17 protein-coding genes are annotated in these 17,656 nt (G+C 61.4%); 6 read left to right on the plus strand and 11 right to left on the minus strand.

Annotated features, from left to right (window positions below):
• Nucleotides 1–197 precede the first annotated feature (197 nt).
• From PQQ95_RS32635 to PQQ95_RS32645, 3 genes are read left to right on the plus strand one after another with little or no spacing between them, the layout of a single operon-like run.
• The gene (locus PQQ95_RS32635) at nucleotides 198–635 is read left to right on the plus strand and encodes a carboxymuconolactone decarboxylase family protein (protein WP_408445457.1); all 438 of its coding nucleotides are present in this window, start codon (nucleotides 198–200) and stop codon (nucleotides 633–635) included.
• Between the two features lie 59 nt (nucleotides 636–694).
• Nucleotides 695–1,408, plus strand: a complete 714-nt coding sequence (locus PQQ95_RS32640) for an FMN-dependent NADH-azoreductase (protein WP_408445460.1) — start codon at nucleotides 695–697, stop codon at nucleotides 1,406–1,408.
• Nucleotides 1,409–1,412: 4 nt separating this feature from the next.
• Nucleotides 1,413–1,844, plus strand: a complete 432-nt coding sequence (locus PQQ95_RS32645; RefSeq protein ID WP_408445462.1) for a cupin domain-containing protein — start codon at nucleotides 1,413–1,415, stop codon at nucleotides 1,842–1,844.
• An 80-nt stretch (nucleotides 1,845–1,924) separates the two neighbouring features.
• Here PQQ95_RS32645 and PQQ95_RS32650 read toward each other — a convergent pair whose 3' ends face one another.
• On the minus strand, nucleotides 1,925–2,191 hold the full coding sequence (locus PQQ95_RS32650; protein WP_408445605.1) for a hypothetical protein: 267 nt from the start codon (nucleotides 2,189–2,191) through the stop codon (nucleotides 1,925–1,927).
• Nucleotides 2,192–2,705: 514 nt separating this feature from the next.
• On the opposite strand from PQQ95_RS32650, the gene PQQ95_RS32655 reads away from it, so the two are divergent.
• Nucleotides 2,706–3,824, plus strand: a complete 1,119-nt coding sequence (locus PQQ95_RS32655; protein WP_408445465.1) for a porin — start codon at nucleotides 2,706–2,708, stop codon at nucleotides 3,822–3,824.
• Nucleotides 3,825–3,951: 127 nt separating this feature from the next.
• On the opposite strand, the gene PQQ95_RS32660 is transcribed toward PQQ95_RS32655, so the two are convergent.
• Complete coding sequence (locus PQQ95_RS32660; RefSeq protein ID WP_408445468.1) at nucleotides 3,952–6,471, minus strand: penicillin-binding protein 1A; 2,520 nt, start codon at nucleotides 6,469–6,471, stop codon at nucleotides 3,952–3,954.
• 150 nt (nucleotides 6,472–6,621) lie between these two features.
• On the opposite strand from PQQ95_RS32660, the gene fabV reads away from it, so the two are divergent.
• A complete protein-coding gene (fabV, locus tag PQQ95_RS32665; protein ID WP_211701578.1) occupies nucleotides 6,622–7,818 on the plus strand; it encodes an enoyl-ACP reductase FabV in 1,197 nt (398 codons plus the stop codon).
• Between the two features lie 98 nt (nucleotides 7,819–7,916).
• Here fabV and PQQ95_RS32670 read toward each other — a convergent pair whose 3' ends face one another.
• The 3 genes from PQQ95_RS32670 to aguB form a co-directional block, all read right to left on the minus strand.
• Complete coding sequence (locus PQQ95_RS32670; protein WP_408445470.1) at nucleotides 7,917–8,261, minus strand: hypothetical protein; 345 nt, start codon at nucleotides 8,259–8,261, stop codon at nucleotides 7,917–7,919.
• Between the two features lie 160 nt (nucleotides 8,262–8,421).
• Nucleotides 8,422–9,453, minus strand: coding sequence for a histone deacetylase family protein (locus tag PQQ95_RS32675; RefSeq protein ID WP_408445473.1), 1,032 nt, complete (start codon nucleotides 9,451–9,453; stop codon nucleotides 8,422–8,424).
• Nucleotides 9,454–9,531: 78 nt separating this feature from the next.
• On the minus strand, nucleotides 9,532–10,425 hold the full coding sequence (gene aguB / locus PQQ95_RS32680; protein WP_408445476.1) for an N-carbamoylputrescine amidase: 894 nt from the start codon (nucleotides 10,423–10,425) through the stop codon (nucleotides 9,532–9,534).
• 338 nt (nucleotides 10,426–10,763) lie between these two features.
• Here aguB and PQQ95_RS32685 point away from each other — a divergent pair, with 338 nt between their 5' ends.
• Nucleotides 10,764–11,684, plus strand: coding sequence for a LysR family transcriptional regulator (locus tag PQQ95_RS32685; RefSeq protein ID WP_408445479.1), 921 nt, complete (start codon nucleotides 10,764–10,766; stop codon nucleotides 11,682–11,684).
• A gap of 58 nt (nucleotides 11,685–11,742) precedes the next feature.
• Here the strand turns inward: PQQ95_RS32685 and PQQ95_RS32690 are convergent, their stop codons facing one another.
• From PQQ95_RS32690 to PQQ95_RS32715, 6 genes are all read right to left on the minus strand, one after another.
• Nucleotides 11,743–12,918 (minus strand): porin, encoded by a 1,176-nt coding sequence (locus tag PQQ95_RS32690; RefSeq protein ID WP_408445482.1) that lies wholly within the window; start codon nucleotides 12,916–12,918, stop codon nucleotides 11,743–11,745.
• Between the two features lie 97 nt (nucleotides 12,919–13,015).
• Nucleotides 13,016–14,311 (minus strand): TRAP transporter large permease, encoded by a 1,296-nt coding sequence (locus PQQ95_RS32695; RefSeq protein WP_408445485.1) that lies wholly within the window; start codon nucleotides 14,309–14,311, stop codon nucleotides 13,016–13,018.
• Between the two features lie 3 nt (nucleotides 14,312–14,314).
• On the minus strand, nucleotides 14,315–14,929 hold the full coding sequence (locus PQQ95_RS32700) for a TRAP transporter small permease (protein ID WP_408445488.1): 615 nt from the start codon (nucleotides 14,927–14,929) through the stop codon (nucleotides 14,315–14,317).
• A 75-nt stretch (nucleotides 14,930–15,004) separates the two neighbouring features.
• Nucleotides 15,005–15,319 (minus strand): DUF4387 domain-containing protein, encoded by a 315-nt coding sequence (locus PQQ95_RS32705; RefSeq protein ID WP_408445491.1) that lies wholly within the window; start codon nucleotides 15,317–15,319, stop codon nucleotides 15,005–15,007.
• 2 nt (nucleotides 15,320–15,321) lie between these two features.
• Nucleotides 15,322–16,686: an acyclic terpene utilization AtuA family protein gene (locus tag PQQ95_RS32710; RefSeq protein ID WP_408445494.1), complete on the minus strand. Its 1,365-nt coding sequence runs from the start codon at nucleotides 16,684–16,686 to the stop codon at nucleotides 15,322–15,324.
• A 50-nt stretch (nucleotides 16,687–16,736) separates the two neighbouring features.
• Entirely contained in the window at nucleotides 16,737–17,648 is a 912-nt protein-coding gene (locus tag PQQ95_RS32715; protein WP_408445497.1) for an SMP-30/gluconolactonase/LRE family protein, read from the minus strand.
• Nucleotides 17,649–17,656: the final 8 nt, after the last annotated feature.

The following is a 17,656-nucleotide window of genomic DNA, read 5'->3' on the forward strand; positions in this document are numbered from 1 at the left end:
ATTATGTCAAATTTCTAATGCAGGAAGCGACACGCTAACAACCCAGTCCTTTCCCCCCGTCACCCAACTCTACAAATCCCCACCCCAAAAGTGGCCACCCAAAAATAGCCAAAACCGGTCATTTAACAACACCAGTTGAGCGTCTAATCTTCACTCACCGGAGCACTGAACGGGTCCAACTCATCAAGGAGTGAATCATGGAACAACGTCTCGACTTCTACAAAGCCAATCCCGCCGCCATCAAAGCATTGCTCGGCGTCGAAGAGCGCATCGGCAAATCGGCCCTCGAAAAATCGCTGACCGAACTGGTTCGTCTGCGCGCGTCGCAGATCAACGGCTGCGCGTTCTGCGTCGACATGCATACCACCGACGCCCGCAAAGGCGGCGAATCCGAGCGGCGCCTGGCTACTGTCGTGGTGTGGCGCGAAACGCCTTTCTTCACCGACCGCGAGCGCGCCGCGCTCGAATGGACCGAAGCGCTCACGCTGGTGTCGCAGGAACACGTGCCCGACGCCGTGTGGCAAGCCGTACGCCCGCACTTCAGCGAAGAGGAACTGGTCGACCTGACGCTGCTGATCTCCGCCATCAACGCATGGAACCGCTTTGCGATCGCGTTTCGCAAGTTGCCGGCTTGAGCGCGACGCAGCCATCCCGCTGCGAACCGTTTCTGTATAACTTCTGAAGGAAACAAGCTATGAAAATCATGCACGTCGACGCGAGCGCCAAACGCGAGCGATCCAACTCGCGCGCGTTGAGCCGGTATTTTCTGGAGCGCCTGCGTGAGGAAGGTGTGGATATTGAAGTCGATTATCTCGACGTCACGGTCGATACGCCGCCGCATGTGAGCGAAGCCTTTGCCATTGCAACCTACACGCCGTCGCATGAGCGCACGCCCGCCATGAAAGCGACGCTTGCGGCTTCAGATGCACTCTGCAAGCGCCTGCTCGACGCCGACGCACTGGTCTTTGCCATGCCCATGTACAACTGGTCGATGCCCTCTGCGTTCAAGGCTTTCATCGACAGCATCACGCGTACCGGGCTCACCTATGTGAACACGGACGACGGCCGCATAGAAGGCCAGCTTGCGCGGCAAAGCGTGCTTTTCATCACGAGTCGCGGTGCTGACTTGCGCGCCGGCACGCCCTACTCGTCGATGGATGCGTTGACGCCGGCACTGAAGGCCGCGTTCGGATTTCTCGGTGTCACGGAGCCGTCTTTTGTCGACGCGCAGCCGCTGCAGTTTTCGGATCAGGCTGCGCGAATTGAAGCACTCGAACGCGCACGCACCGAGCTTGCCGCGGTGGCGGCGAACTGGGCCAACGAGGCGCAGGCGCGGTCGGAATCGGAATCGGAATCGGCTTCAACGCTGAAACTGAACAACGATGTCATGGCACTCAGCCAGGAGTAATCACATGAAAATTCATACCCTGATAACGATGGCCGCGCTCACCGCGCTTTCCATCCCGGGAATCTCCCAATCCGTATTCGCCGCGGATACGGCCGCAGCACGCGAGACGATTACGCCCGCGTTCACTGAGGCGATCGCTAATGTTCCAGGCAAAACAATGACGGCGCTTGTCGTCGACTATGCGCCTGGCGGCAAATCACCATCGCATCGGCATGGACAGGCTTTTGTGGTCGGTTATGTGCTGTCGGGGGCGATCCGCAGTCGTATCAACAATGGCGAGGAGCACGTCTTTCATGCGGGCGAATCGTGGACCGAGAAGCCCGGCGCGCATCACATGGTCAGCGAAAACGCGAGCGATACCGAACCCGCAAAACTGCTGGCCATTTTTGTGGCAGACACGAAAGATAAAAACCTGGTTACGTTCGACAAGCAATGAACGCTTGATGTGAGCTTCAGGCGGTCCATGCGCTTATCGCATGGCCGCACATTCTCCTGCCCTACCCTCGCCGCTCCCGCCTAGAACTTCGGATGGCACTCGAAATTCACTGACGATGCATGCGCGGCCATCATCTCCACGCCGCTCACCGTTTCAGTCGTGACACTGCTCTGCATACCGCGACGCTCGCAGTAGTCGCGCGCCTCGCTGACTGCATGGTCGTGCGCGCGTGCCCATGCCATCCGCCCGCCGGTCGCGCTCGCGGCTACCGTGTAAGTGCCGGGTTTGCCGGTCGCCACGACATCGGTTGCCGATGCGCATCCCGCCAAGCTGGCGCATGCGACCATTGCCGCAGCAAACGCGCGCGCCCGATCAGACACTGAGCTGCGGGCCTGCCGCACTGCGGATGCCCGCTCCTGATCGAGCACATGATCCGAGAGATGGTTGAACATGTTCGCCTGCATTTTTTAACCGTTTACCAATCTCGAAATTATGCGCAATCAGGCGCACCAGATCAGCTTCGTCGTCTGAAAACACTGTTGCACACGCCTGAACAATCGCCGGCGGTCCTTGTCTGGATAGGCGTTCGTAGGTTCACGGCGTAACGGGCGCAAGATCGGGCGAAAAGCGCGAGCCCATCGGCCAAAGGCAGTTTTTCAGGGTCTTTCTCTGCCATGCAATGTTTGCACTCTCCTCATATAAACAATGCACTAGCTTTATTCCGCTAGTTGACTGAAATTAGCACGGTCATTCCATTTTTCAGGGCGCGGGATTCGGGTCGGAGAACCCTCCCCGCATGCGCCCGCAATAAGACTGTGCAATCGCGTCCGCAGCAGGCGGATATAAAAAGAGGAGACATGTATGCGTTTTATCAATCATGGCGTTTGCGGAGCCACGCTGATTCTTGCCGCAGGCGGCGCCGCGGCTGCCGAGTCGGGCGTGACCTTGTACGGCGTTGTCGATGCGAACATCCAGTATCTGGACAACGGCGGCGTCCATTCGTACTCGGAGAAGAGCGGCGGCTCGACCGGCTCGCTGTTCGGCCTGAAGGGCACTGAAGACCTGGGCGGCGGCCTGAAGGCTCAGTTCAACGTCGAAACGGGTTTTAACGTGAACAACGGCGGCCTGTTCGCCGACACCTCGGCGCTCTTCTATCGTCAGGCATGGGTCGGCCTGACCGATGCCCGATACGGTTCGGTGACCATGGGACGCCAGTACGAGCCGAGCTTCCGGGTCATCTACCCGTCCGATCCGTTTCGCGCGAACGAAGTGTTGTCGCCGTTTTCGGCCACCGTTCTCGCTGTCGACCGGAACACCCTCTCGACGCAATACGATTCCGGCCGCGCCAGCAATTCGATCATGTATCAATCGCCGGATCTGAAAGGCCTGAAGTTCTACGGCATGTATGCGTTCGCCGCCACGGTGAGTCAGCCTGTGCCGGCCACGACGGGCAACATGCTGAACGTTGCGGCGACTTACTCGGGCTACGGTTTCTACGCAGGGCTTGCCTACGTGAACCAGCATGCGGGACAGGAAACCATCGCCGGCCTGCCTGCTTCGCTGAGCCTGTTGGGCACCGAGCATTTCATCGGCGCACTCGCTTACCGGATCGGCATCGTGAACTTCCAGTTCAACTATTCATACAACCGCGCGAATGACCCGGCGCCAGGCTCGCTGGCTGCGCACCTGGGCACCGGCCATTCGCTGAGCATCGCGGAATTGGGCGCGACGATTCAGGCCACGCCGGCTGACGTGATCGCGATTGCCGGCGTTCAGCGCAACGTGCGGGGCGCGCATGACAATACGCCGGGCATCGAAGTGGGCGTCGATCATTCGATCTCCCAACGGACGAGTTTCTACATGCGGGCGGGCTACATGAAGAACAACGGCACCGCCACGGTGAGCTGGCCGGGCGTAACCGTGACCGCACCCGGAACCAAGCAGATTCTGGCGACGCTGGGTATGACGCATCGGTTCTAAGGCGAATTGGCGCCTTCGCTTCATCCATCTGCTGCAGTCGCGGAACCGCAGCCAGCCGTGGCAGCGCCGTATTAGCCAACTTGAGTCAGGCTACCTTGATAGTCACGGCGTACGCTATGGCCGAACCTCAAGGCGATGCGCTCGCGCTAGCCGGCATGCCAGGGTGTGAGTTTGCCGTGCCGCCGCCTGCGTCCGGCGGCAGAACGTCGTCCGGGGTGGGCGTCGGCGCCAGGGCCGGCTCGCCGCTGCCATGCACCTCACCGTCGACTGCCCTGTTTGCCGGCGCGGGCGCTGACGCCGGTGCTTGGAGAAGCGGTGGCTGTGGCGGCAACGCGCGCGGTTCGACATCCGTGGCGGTCGCTGAAGCCGCCGCCGGTGCAGCAGAGGCCGGCGCATTGGCAACAGCAGGCGCATGGCGCGTCGTATTGCGTGTGGTAACCGGCGCCTCGGTTTTCGCGGGCGACGCGGTAAACAAATGCTGGAACCATTCGCGCAGCCTGGCCGAGCGTTCCGCAAACCAGCCCGGTTCCTGATCGGTCGCGAACCTGACGCGGGTGTCCACCAGCTTCGCGCGTTGCGCGCGCTGGAAAAAGTCGCCGACGATCGGCAACGCGCTGTGCGCCCCCTGCCCCCAATAGTCGCTGCGCAAGGTCACCCGGCTGTCGTTGAAGCCGACCCATGCCCCCGCCACGAGTTGCGGCTGGATCAGGATGAACCAGCCGTCCGCGTTACCCTGCGTGGTGCCCGTCTTGCCCGCGACATCGCCACGCACGCCAAAGCGGCTGCGAATGCTCGACCCCGTACCGCGGCTCACCACGTCGCGCATCACATCGACCAGGGTACGGGCGGCGTCGGACGGCAGTTCCTGTTTGGGCGATACCGGCGCGAATTCGGCCAGCACTTCGCCGTTGCGGTCTTCGATACGCGTCACCATCACCGGCTCCACGTAACCGCCGAGGTTGGCGATCGTGCTGTAGGCCGAGACCATCTCCTTCAGCGTCACCGGGCTCGTGCCGAGCGCGAGCGACGGTACCGGATCGAGTTCGCTGTCGCGCACGCCCATGGCGCGCGCCAATCGCGCGACCTTGTTCGGGCCGACTGTTTCCATCAACTGGGCGGTGATCCGGTTGCGCGAATAAGCGAGGCCGTCACGCAGGCTGATAGCACGCTCGCTCGGCTCGTCCTCGTCGCTGGGACGCCAGACTTCGCCGCCCGCCAGCGGTATCTCGACGGGTTTGTCGATAAACGTGTCGCTGGGTTTGGCGCCGTCTTCAAAGGCCGCGGCGTAGACGAACGGCTTGAAGGTCGAACCCGGCTGACGCCGTGCCTGCTGAACATGGTCGAACGGATCCTGGCTGAAATCGCGGCTGCCGACCCATGCCTTGATCTGGCCGTTGCGCGGGTCCATGGCGAGGAAGTCCGCCTGCACCCGGGTCTTGGATTCGCAAACCGACTGCACCAGGTCGCGGTCGGACGAGACGCGTTTCATCGCGTCGTCGTCGGTGAGGCCGGCATCTTTCGCGGCGCGATAGTCGGGCGTTTCGCGCAGGAAAGTCTGCAACAGGTCGCGGCCGTTCGCACAACCCGCGCGCGTGCCCCACGCCGAATTGGCGATGCCCTGCAACTGGTTGCCCTGCAGGGTCACGGCCTGGGTGGCCATGGTCTGCAAGCGTGAATCGATGGTGGTACGCACCACCAGTCCGTCGGAATAGAGGTTGTAGTCGTTGCGATCGGCCCATGCCGCGAGCCACTTGCGCAGCTGCTGCGCGAAGTGCGGCGCGGGTCCGGGCGGCTCGGTCTGCCGCTCGAAATCGATGCGCAAGGGACGGCGCGCGAGTGTCGCGTAGGCCGCGGGCGTGAGCTTGCCGTACTTGACCATTTGCGCCAGCACCGTGTTGCGCCGTTGCAAAGCGCGTTCCGGGTTGAGCACCGGGTTGTAATAGCTATTGCCTTTGAGCATGCCGGTGAGCGTCGCGCTTTCGAGTACATTCAGGTCGCCGGCCGATTTGTCGAAATAGGTGCGCGCCGCCATCTCGATGCCATACGCGTTGTACAGGAACGGCACCGTGTTGAGGTAAGTCTCGAGGATCTCGTCCTTGGTGTAGAGCGCCTCGATCTTGAAGGCCGTAATGGCCTCCTTGATCTTGCGGGTCAGCGTGGGCGCGCGGCCGATCTCGTCGGGATAAAGGTTCCGGGCCAGTTGCTGGGTGATGGTCGAACCGCCCTGGCGGTCGCCGGAAAACGTGTGCAGCGCGGCCGATGCCGTGCGGCGCCAATCCAGCCCAAAATGCTGATAGAAGCGGTGGTCTTCCGTGGCGATCAGCGCATTCACCACATTCGGCGAGATGTCCTTGAGTTTCACCCACTCGCGGTTCGAGGGCTTGAATTCGGCCAGCAGTTTGCCGTCCGCCGAGAGAATCTGGGCCGGCTGCTCGATTTTCGCCTTGCGGATGTCGCCGATGCTGGGCGTGAACGGAATCAGGACCAGCACATACAGAACCAGCAGCACCGGAATCGCGGCGCAAGCCCACGCCGCGCCGCGCAGCGTGGGATGGCGCAGGTGCCAGAAGCCCCGGACAATGGGCGGGTTTGCCAGGATGAGCCCTTTCTCAAGGGTCTGTAGGAATGAGGTGATCAGGCGCTTCACACTTGCTACCGTCTGCTGGGAAAGGCTGAATCCTACCAAGATGCTGGCCGAAGGCCGATTTTTGCGTCGCAATTGGGCAAACCCAGGCGCCGCGCACAGGCAGAAACCCAAGCCCACTATAATGTCGGCAATTCTGACAAGAGGTGCTTCATGATCATCAAACCGCGCGTGCGTGGCTTCATCTGTGTATCGACCCATCCGGTTGGCTGTGAGGCCAACGTCAAAGAACAGATCGAATACGTCAAGGCACGCGGCCCCATTGCCAATGGCCCGAAAAAAGTGCTCGTGATCGGCGCCTCCACAGGTTACGGCCTCGCCGCGCGCATCAGCGCCGCCTTCGGCTCGGACGCGGCCACCCTCGGCGTGTTCTTCGAGCGCGCCGGCAGCGAAACCAAAGCCGGCACCGCAGGCTGGTACAACACCGCCGCCTTCGAGAAATTCGCCACGGAAAAAGGCCTGTACGCAACCAGCATCAACGGCGACGCCTTCTCCGACGAAGTCAAGCAACGCACCATCGAGGTCATCAAGCGCGATCTCGGTCAGGTCGACCTGGTCGTCTACAGCCTCGCCGCGCCCAAGCGTACGCATCCGAAAACCGGCGAAGTGTTCACCTCGACCCTGAAGCCGGTCGGCAAGGCCGTCAACCTGCGCGGCATCGACACCGACAAGGAAGTCATCAAGGAAACCGTCCTCGAACCCGCCACGCAAGCCGAAATCGACAACACCGTCGCGGTGATGGGCGGCGAAGACTGGCAGATGTGGATCGACGCCCTCCTCGAGGCCAACGTGCTCGCTGACGGCGCGAAGACGACCGCGTTCACCTATCTCGGCGAAAAGATCACGCACGACATCTACTGGAACGGCTCAATCGGCGCAGCCAAGAAGGATCTGGACGAGAAGGTGCTCGGAATCCGCGAGAAACTGGCGGCCAAGGGTGGCGATGCGCGCGTTTCAGTACTCAAGGCGGTCGTGACGCAGGCTAGCTCCGCGATCCCGATGATGCCGCTGTACCTGTCGCTGCTCTTCAAGGTGATGAAGGCGAAAGGCACGCACGAAGGCTGTATCGAGCAGGTCTACGGTCTCTACAAGGACAGCATGTACGGCGCCACGCCGCACATCGATGAAGAAGGCCGTCTGCGCGCGGACTACAAGGAACTCGATCCCGAAGTGCAAGCCCGCGTCCAGGAACTCTGGACTCAGGTGACCAACGACAATATCTACGAACTCACCGACTTCAGCGGCTACAAGACCGATTTCCTGCGTCTGTTCGGATTCGAGATCGCCGGCGTGGACTATGAAGCCGACGTCAACCCGGACGTGCAGATTCCCGGACTCGTGCAGATGTGATGCTCGCTTGCGGGGTCTTTACGACCCGCAAGCCGTGCGTCTTCAGTATGGACAGTCGACGCGTTCAGGATGCGTCGTAGCCGTGATCATTCTGCGTATCAGCAGGGAAACGCCGCCTGAAGCGTGCGCAGAATGGCTAGGCCGATCGGAAAATCGTCTGACAGGCCCGGATGGTTGGTGAAAAACTGGTCGAGCAGCGGATAAACGTTCTGATTGCCGATAGCCAGGTTTTGCGGCGGACAGAACAGCGGAGGACGCTTCTTCGACACCAGATCGCCGTTCGCCCACCCCAGTGCATTGATCGTGCCGGTGATGTAAGCCGCGTAGACCGAGTTATTGTCGGTATGAGCCCAGAGCTTGTATTGCGAGGCCGTCATTTCGGCGCTTGCATTGAGAGTGAAACCGGCCATCAGCAAAGCCAGTGCAAATTTCGATACCCGCATCGTCGAACCTTCAATCTGTGTCGCAAAAGCGGCCATTGTAGGCGAGTCGGGTCGGGGTGCGCAGATGCGTCCGGCGCTCACGGCTTTGTAAGCGCCAGACAGGCATTTTTGTAAGCATCCGCGTGCGCTGGAATCTTGGGACGTTCAGCGTCGCCACCACTCAAACCGATTCAAAACCCGTCAACACATTCACCGCGTTCACCCCGATCGCCGCGACCGCGTAACCGCCTTCCATCACGAACAAAGTCGGTTTCCCCAATTGTCCGATCGCCTCGCCGATGCGCAGATAGTCAGCGCTGCGCAGCTTGAACTGCGAAATCGGGTCTTCTTCGAACGTATCCACGCCGAGCGACACCACCAGCGCATCCGGTGCGTAATCAGCGACGCGCGCGCAAGCCGCATCGAGCGCTACCGTATAGTCCGCCCACGCCGTGCCCGGTTGCAGCGGAAAGTTCGCGTTGTAGCCGAGGCCGGCACCCGCGCCGGTTTCGTCGGCGTGCCCGAGAAAGAACGGATATTCGGTGCGCGGATCGCCATGCAGCGACGCGAACAGGACGTCCGAACGCTGATAGAAAATGCTCTGCGTGCCGTTGCCGTGGTGATAGTCGACGTCGAGAATCGCCACGCGTTGCGCGCCCGCGTCGAGGAATGACTGCGCCGCCACCGCCGCATTGTTGATATAGCAGTAGCCGCCCATATAGTCCGCTGCGGCGTGATGCCCGGGTGGCCGGCACAACGAGAACGCACCGCGCGCGCCTTCCCTCACGTGGCGCGCGCCGGTCAGCGCGACATTCACGGCATCGCTCACGGCAGCCCAGGTGCCCGCGGTGATCGGCACACCCGCATCCATCGAGTAGTAGCCGAGCTTGCCGTCGATATCGTCCGGCACGCGGTCCTGGCGCATGCCGCGCACCGGCCATATGAGCGGCAGCGCATCGTGCTTGCGGCCGAGCGCGCTCCATTCGTCCCATGCGCTGCCAAGAAACGCAACGAAGCCTTTATCGTGGATGCGGTGCACCGGATCGAGCCCGAACGAGGCCGGCGCAATCACGTCGCCGAGCTTCGTTTCGCGCACCCGTTCCAGCACGAAATCGGCGCGGCTCGGCATCTCGAAGCACGGCTTCATTTCGCCGTCGATCAATTCAGCATGGCCATGGTGCAGCCGGTGCCGATCGCTATACACAGTCAACATGCAATGTCTCCTCAGGGTGCGTGTTGTTCGAACCTGTCACTCAACCCGCCGGCGAGTCACACTCGCGGACGCTACACGTCAGGATGCGCTTTCCCGGGTACTGTGTTCGCCGTCGCTCGTCGCGAGGATGCCGTAGCAGGCTGGACGCCGGTCGCGAAACACGCCCCATGCGTGACGCGTCGCTGCGACGGCATCGAGATCGAAACGATGAAGCAGGATCGCGGACTCGTCGCGCCCCGCTTTCTGCACCTGCTCGCCGTACTGATCGGCGATGAACGACGAGCCGTAATAGCGCTGCTCGAAGTCACGGCCCTGCTCACGGCCGGTGCGGTTCGCGGCGATCAGCGGCACCAGGTTCGCGCCCGCATGACCTTGCATCACGCGCTGCCAATGCGCGCTGCTGTCAAGCGACGGGTCTTGCGGTTCGCTGCCGATCGCGGTCGGATAGAACAGCAGTTCGGCGCCGAGCAGCGCCATTGCGCGGGCCGTCTCCGGGAACCACTGGTCCCAGCAGATACCGACGCCGAGCGTGCCGTAACGCGTCGGCCAGACGCGAAAACCCGTGTCGCCCGGCGTGAAGTAATACTTCTCGCTGTAGCCTGGGCCGTCGGGGATATGGGTTTTGCGGTAGCGGCCGAGCACGCTGCCATCGGCGTCGATCATCGCCACCGTGTTGAAGAAGACGTTGCCCGCCCGTTCGAAGAAGCTGATCGGCAGAACCACGTTCAACTCGGCCGCGACGCGGCTGAAGCGCGCGATCGCAGGGTGGCCCTCGTACGGCAACGCATGACGGAAGTGCTTTGCGTCCTGTTCGGTGCAGAAGTACGGAAGCTCGAACAATTCGGGCAGCAGGATCACCTGCGCGCCCTGCGCCGCTGCTTCGCGCACCAGACGTTCTGCCTCGGCGAGGTTCGCCTCGCGGTCCCATCCCGATACGGCCAACTGGATGGCCGCCACACTGACTGCACGCATCTCGTGTCTCCTTTGTATTCGTCTGTGAAAATTCTGCCCGAGGTGCGCGAATGAGTGACAACGGAGAAACGGTCATCGAGGGGATAAATGTGGCCAAAGTGACCTCGATATGGCCTCGCGAAATACCGGCGCTCAGGAAAACCCCATACCCTTATCCAACGGGCGCTTGCGCCTCGCTCGCCGGGTTGCGGCGACATGTTGCTTCCTCTATTCTGTATGTACTGGGTTCATGAGCAAGGATCCGCGTTCGTCTGCCTGAACGCGTAGCAGGCGCCCCCATCCTCGTTCACCTCGCGGCGAGTCACCAGGCTCGCACTGTCCCAAAGGAACGGCCCCGGATGGCATATCTGCTCGACACGACTACCGCGCGTCTGTTCGTCGCGGTCATTGAGGAAGGAAGTATCGCCGGAGCCGCCCGGCGCGAAAACATCGTTCCGTCGGCCGTCAGCAAACGCATTAGCGAACTGGAGCAGCGGCTCGGGCATCGCTTGCTGATTCGTCACGCAGGCGGCGTCGAAATGACCTCGACCGGCGCGATCGTTCTCCGCCGCGCACGCAATCTGATCCACGAAGCAGGCCAACTCGACGCGGAACTCGCGCAACTGAGCGCGGGTGTCGAAGGCCACGTCCGTATCATTGCCAGCGAAACAACCCTGGTCGGTTATCTGCCGGAGATTCTCGGCCAGTTCCTGCAAGCGCATCCGGCCGTGCACGTCGACCTCGAAGAGCGTGCAAGCGCCGACGTCGCACCCACAATCGAACAGCACGGCGCCGACCTCGGCATTTACGCCGGCGACACGCCGCCCGGCGGCTTATGGGTGCGGCCCTGCTTTCGCGACCAGATCATCGCGGTCATGCGCAAGGAGCACGCGCTGGCGGCACTCCCTGGCGTCACACTGATCCAGTTGCTCGACCACGAAATCATCGGCGACGACGAACGCGGCGCACTCAGCAGTTTGCTCAACCGGCAAGCGGCCGCTTACGGCCGCACGATGCGAATCCGCGTGCGCGCGCGGGGCTTTGATCTTGCGTGCCGCCTTGCGCACCAGGGGCTCGGTATCGGTATCGTTGCCGAGAGCAACTCCTTGCTGCTGCTGAGCGAAGCCATGGACCTCGTCACGCGCCCCGTTCTCGAACCATGGGCACGCCGCGAGCACCGCGTCTGCGTCCGGCAGCCCGATGAGCTGTCCACCGCCGCGCGGCTGATGCTGGCGCACATCCTGGGCAAACAGGATCGCAACGCCGAGGCTCCGTTCTGAGCAATGATCGGGACCGTGCAGTCTATGGTCCCGATCAGGCCGACGCGCCGGTCGCGCGTCAGAACGTGTGGCGCAGCCCTAACCGGACAACCGCCTGGCGATCGCTCGTCGAGGCCGTCACCTGATTGATCGCGGCCACGGCGGGCTTGCCCGTCGAGTCGAATCCCAACGCCTTCTGATACACGCCGATCATGTACACGTCCGTTCTTTTGGACAGGAAGTAGTCCGCTCCGACGGTTGCCTGGTGGTATTGGGCCGCATCGTGACCGTCGACGGAGGTGCCGCGCGTGTAGTCGTACTCGGCACCTAGCACCAGCGCCGTCGTGAGCTGGTACTTGTAGCTGAGTTCGACGTTGTTGAAAAACGCGCTGCCGGTGTAGTGCACGGTATTCGGCCCACTCGTCTTCGTGTCGCCAAGGCCGGCAAATCGGGTGTACGAGTAGGTTGCGCCGACGGTCGATGCACCGAATGTGTAATTGCCGCCGGCGCCGAAGACCTGATACGTGTTGGCGGACGCGTAGCCGCTATATACCGGACTGGCGATATTGTTCGTCGCGGCGGTCAACGTAGACGACGAACTGCTGCCGAAGAAACTGACGTTTGGATTGCGCACGTTCAGGTAGCCTACACCCAGCAACAAGGGGCCGTTGTTATAGCCCGCGCCGAGCGACCAGACCTGATTGCGTGCGGCGCTCCCGGCAATGCCGCCGAAACTATACAGACCGCCGAAAGTCAGTCCGCCATAGTCGGCGCTGGTGTATTTGACGGCATTGTTGGTTCGCTGGGTGTTGTCGAAGTTGTCGAGATCGCCTGGGTGCGAGCCGATCGTGCCGCCCCATTGATCGCCGACGGTGACAGGACCCACGTAGTCGACGACCGAATCATACTGACGGCCGAGCGTTAGCGTACCGAAGCGTGTTGTCAGCCCGACATACGCCTGACGGCCGAACATCAAACCGCCCTGTCCCAGCTTGCCGCTGTTCACGTCGAAACCATTCTCCAACCGGAAGATCGCTTTCATTCCGCCACCGAGATCTTCCGACCCTCGCAGGCCAAAGCGGCTGCCCCCATGCACGCCACTCACCATGTTGTACAGCGGATGTCCACCGGCGTTCGTGTTGAATTCGAGACCTTCGTCAATCAAGCCGTAAAGGACTACGCTCGACTGCGCGAAAGCAGGCACAGCGGCACTCATGGCGACCGTCGCCACGACATACGATATTTCGCGTTTCATGATTGTCTCCGGATATATAGTTAGGATGTCAAAACATGATGACTGCACCTCTTTTCTGATTGATCGTTTAATGGCAGGCGTCGGTCAGGCTGGATTGCTACATACGGCCAGGCAGCCACATCACCAGGTCGGGCCAGATCGACAGGATCAGAAGCAGCACGAACATGATCGCGTGAAAGGGCATCGTGCCCAGCACGACATCACGCAACACGCCTGTCCAGATACTCTGAATCACAAACAGATTGATCCCGATCGGCGGCGAAATCTGGCCGAGCTCGATATACATCACGAGGATCACGCCGAACCAGATCGGGCTGATGCCGTATTGCAGCAGCACCGGGTGAAGAAGCGGCACGGTGACGACCATCATGCCGATGCTCTCGACGAGGCAGCCGAGAATGCTGTACAGCAGAAACAGCGCGAGAAAGAACGCCAGCCGCGAAAGATGCAGACCGACGATCCAGCTCGTCAATTCTTCGCCGACACCCGACGTATCGATTGCATAAGCGAAGATGAACGCCGCATAGATAATGAACAGCAGATTGCCCACTATCAGCACGGTGCGGCGCAAAGCCTGCCGGAGCTTGTCCAGCGTCAGATCACCCATCAGGATCGCCAGCAGCGTGGCAAAGATGCAGCCTGCCGTGGCGGCCTCGACCGGCGTGACCAGACCGAGATACATGCTGCCCATCGTCCCGCCGATCAGCAGCACAAACGGCACCACGTCGATCAGCGCGCGGCCCAGTTCGGCCATCGACACAAGCGGCGGTTCCGCCGGCGTAGCCTTCGGACGCACGAGCGCATAGACGCCCACGTAGATCATGAACATCGCCGTGAGCATGAGGCCGGGAATCACGCCGGCCATGAACAGCTTGGCGATAGACGTGTCGGTCAGGCTGCCGTAAATGATCAGCGCGACGCTCGGCGGAAACAGAATGCCCAGCGTGCCGCCCGCGGCCAAAGATCCCGCCGAAAGTCGCGGCTCATAGCCCCGGCGCAACAGCTGTGGCAACGCCACGCCGCCGATCGACGCGGCGGTCGCCACACTCGATCCGGTGATCGCCGCGAACAATGCGCAGCCCACAATATTCGTTTGCACGAGGCCGCCAGGCACCCGGCAAACCAGCCGCGACAAACCTCGATATATTCGCGAGCTGAGCCCGCTGAATTGCATGATTTCGGCCATCAGCACGAACAGCGGGACCGCCGTAAGCGTGAAACTGTCCATGCTCCCCCAACTGACGAGGCCCAGTCCGCGCAACGCAGAGAAGCCGTTCTGCAGAAACAGGAACAGCGTGCCCGGCACGGCAATCGCAAACGGCACAGACATGCCGCAGGCGAGCAGAAGAAGGAACGCGCCGAACGATAACGCAACCTGAAGTTCCGGTGGCATGGTCTACCTCCCCCGCTGCCGGCGGATCGCCCCGCCCAGCCAGCCAAGATTCTTGACGAGACTCTTTGCGACCGAAATACACAGCGCTCCCGCGCCGATGGGAAGCGCGAGTTGCGGAATCCACAGCGGCGTCATCAGAATCGTCGAAGCCAGCTCGCCTGACTCCCACGAACCCTGTTCGAGCAGAAACATCTGCCAGAACAGAATCACGCAAAAGGTCAGCGAAATGACGTCGAAGATCACGGCCGACACGGCTTGCCCCAGATCCGACAAGCGCGCCTGAACGAAGTCGACGCGGTGGAAATAGCCATTGGCCTGGCACACGCACAAACTGAAAAACGCCAGTGCCGCCAGCAGATAGCCACCGAATTCGTCGGAGAGTTGAAACGAGAAACCGAACAGATTGCGCGTGACCAGCTCAGTCCCGATGATGCCGATCATCGCGATAATGATGATCTTGCAGATCCACAGGAATACCCACTCCAGCCATCCCGGGTTGGACTCAGGCGCGAACGGGCTTTGCCCATGGCGTAGTGTCTGTTGCAGGACGATCCGCTCCGCGTCTATGCCGAGCTTCGTCGCCGGCCCGGCGGGGTCCGGTTCCTCGATCTGTGTCATGAAACGTATGTCTCCTCGAAATCCGCCTTCACACGACCGGCGTACCGGTCTCCTCCGTGCGATTTGCCGGCCAGGCTAGTCCGGAATCACCAGATCCAGCAGCGGTGCATATTGCTGGCCGCCGTAGACGTCGTTGTCGAGCTTCGAGCCGGAACTCTGCGGCCGGGGGAAGCTGACCTTCACCGCGAGCGCAGCATCGTGATTCACGACGATGACCTCTTCAGGCGTGCGGTGAAACGTGCGCGCGACATCTTCCGCATTGATGACATGACTGTCGCGCACGCGCCGGTACACGGATTCGTCGTTGAACATGATGTCGAACGTCAGCCAGAACGGGCCGGCGTTTTTCGAGCGCACGAGAACGGCGAGATCGCCGATGGTGTTGGCCATGATCAGAGCTCCTCAAATTCGGTGGAAAACAGACTGGTCGGCGAATCGGGAACCAGCACATGATTCAGGTGGAATTCATACACCGGGCCGCGGTTGATTTCATTCGGCGAGTACGGATAGGCCACGCCCGAGATCAAACCGTTCCACTTGGGAATCGGATTATGAACAGCGAGGTGCGAAACGCTGCTCGCGATCGTATGCGACAGTTCCTGCGATTCGCTGATGACATCCCACAGAATCAGGATCTCGTGCCCCTTGATGGTGGGATCGGGCTCCAGTTCGCCCATCACGCCGTTGCGGCCATACACGCGCGTGACGATCTCGTACTTCTTGTCGCCGATGGTGTTGGAGAGCCGTATCTTGATGTTCTCGTCAAGTTGCGCGAGCCACGAGTCGAGGCTGGAAATGATGTACGGGTCACGCACCGCGCCGGGAATGATGGTCGACCATCCACGCTGACGAACCCCTTCGATCTTGATGGTGTACTCGGAAGCCGGCTCGAACCGCGAACCCGATACATTGACGGCTCTATCCGAGATCGCCTTGTACTTCGAGTCCCGCGTAATCAACGTGCCCGACGGTTCTTTCAGATCGAACGGATCGGCGTTTTCATACAGCGTGTGAGAAGCCACGCTTTGCGGCGTGCAGCGATAGTCGTCTCGCATCGGGAAGACATCGAACGAATCGTCGTGCAGCACGGCCATCATGCTGTCCGGTGCAAGCCGCACAGCGACCGCGGCCGCGCCGCATTCGAGGATCTTGGCCATATGCCAGACCACCGCCGGATCGAAGCCTTTCATCAGCGGCATGGCCGCGTAGATCGACGTATCGCTGCTGCGCCCGGCCAACACCACCTGGGCGCCAGCCTTGAGCGCTTCCTGGATCGGCTCGACGCCCATCATCGCGACGATGTGCATCGATTCGTCGACCTCCTCGGCGGTCAGCGGTTTGGACGGCGTCAGCGGATGCGAGCGGCCGGCGTTGACGTGTTCGAGCACCACCTCCTTCGTCAATTCCGAATGGATGATCGCCAGCTTGAAGTGAAGATCCTGCTCTCGCGCCAGATCGCGCACGATCTCGACGAGCGACGCGAGCGACTTGTCAGAGCCCGACGTGCCCGCCGAGCCGATCACGAGCGGAATACGCGCCTTGATTGCGCGCCCGAGAATGTTGCCGACGTCGCGCCTCACAGCCGCCACGGAAAAATGACTTTTCCCCTGGGCAAGTCCGTTCGGACCGGAGTCCGTCGAACCGGCGTCGCAGCCGATCATCTGCGCGCCTAATTCGATTGCCTTGTCGATCGACTCCGCCCGAAACCCGGAACCTAGCATGCCTGTTGCCGCAACCAGCTTGAAAGTATTGGACATCCTGACACCTTCTCAAGAAAAAAATCGCCATAAACACCATGCGCACAACGTCACAGATGCGAGAACATGGTTCGCCCAGGCACGTCCATCTGTGCCGTAATCACAGTGCCGGTCGAAGACTCGGTAATGAATAGGGTTTTACGTTCCGGCCCGCCGTAGGCCAGATTGGTCGTCATGCGGCCGCCGGTGCAGGATGCAATCCGATACAACGGTTCGCCCAGCGGACTGAACAGCCAGACGCTGCCGAGCCCTGCGTGGGCGACCGCGATGTTGCCCTGTTCATCGATCGCCATACCGTCCGGTCCGCCACCGCCCGACATCTGAATGAAGGTGCCGACTTTGCTGACCCCGCCGCGCGTCATCGGCACACGCCAGATTGCGTTGGCGCGGGTCACGGCGAGAAACACCATGGTTTCGTCGGCGTTCAGCACCAATCCGTTCGGACTGGGCACGTTGTTCAGCAGGACGTCCAGCCGCCCGTCGGCGCAGACGCGAATGAGCCGGCCGGTGGGATCCTGATGACCGGACTGCCCCTGATCCGTGAAATAAAGGTCGCCGTTGCTGGCGAACACGAGGTCGTTCGGCCCTTTGAGGCGCTCCAGATTGGCGCGAACCAGAAACGGCTTCGGCTTGTTGTCACCCGGTTCGAGCACCAGCAGGCCGTTCTTCTGATCGGCGATGAAAATCCTGCCGTCCCTGTGGATCTTCAGACCGTTCGGCTCGCCGTCGTATTCGGCGACCACGGTGAATTTGCCGTCCGGCGCGATGCGCAACACGCGGCCATAGGGAATGTCGGTGCAATAAAGATTGCCCTCCCGATCGAACGACGGTCCTTCGAGGAACGACGTCGGTCTGCCATGGTGGCGTCCTTCGAGCCAGTCCGTCGAGCGGTTGCGGATCTCCAGTTCGACCGGAACCTTGGCGAATACATGTGTTTCAAGAAGCGGCGGGGCAGCGTACATTGCTCATC

This window comes from Paraburkholderia caffeinilytica (assembly GCF_046030355.1).
GTDB lineage: Bacteria > Pseudomonadota > Gammaproteobacteria > Burkholderiales > Burkholderiaceae > Paraburkholderia > Paraburkholderia caffeinilytica_B.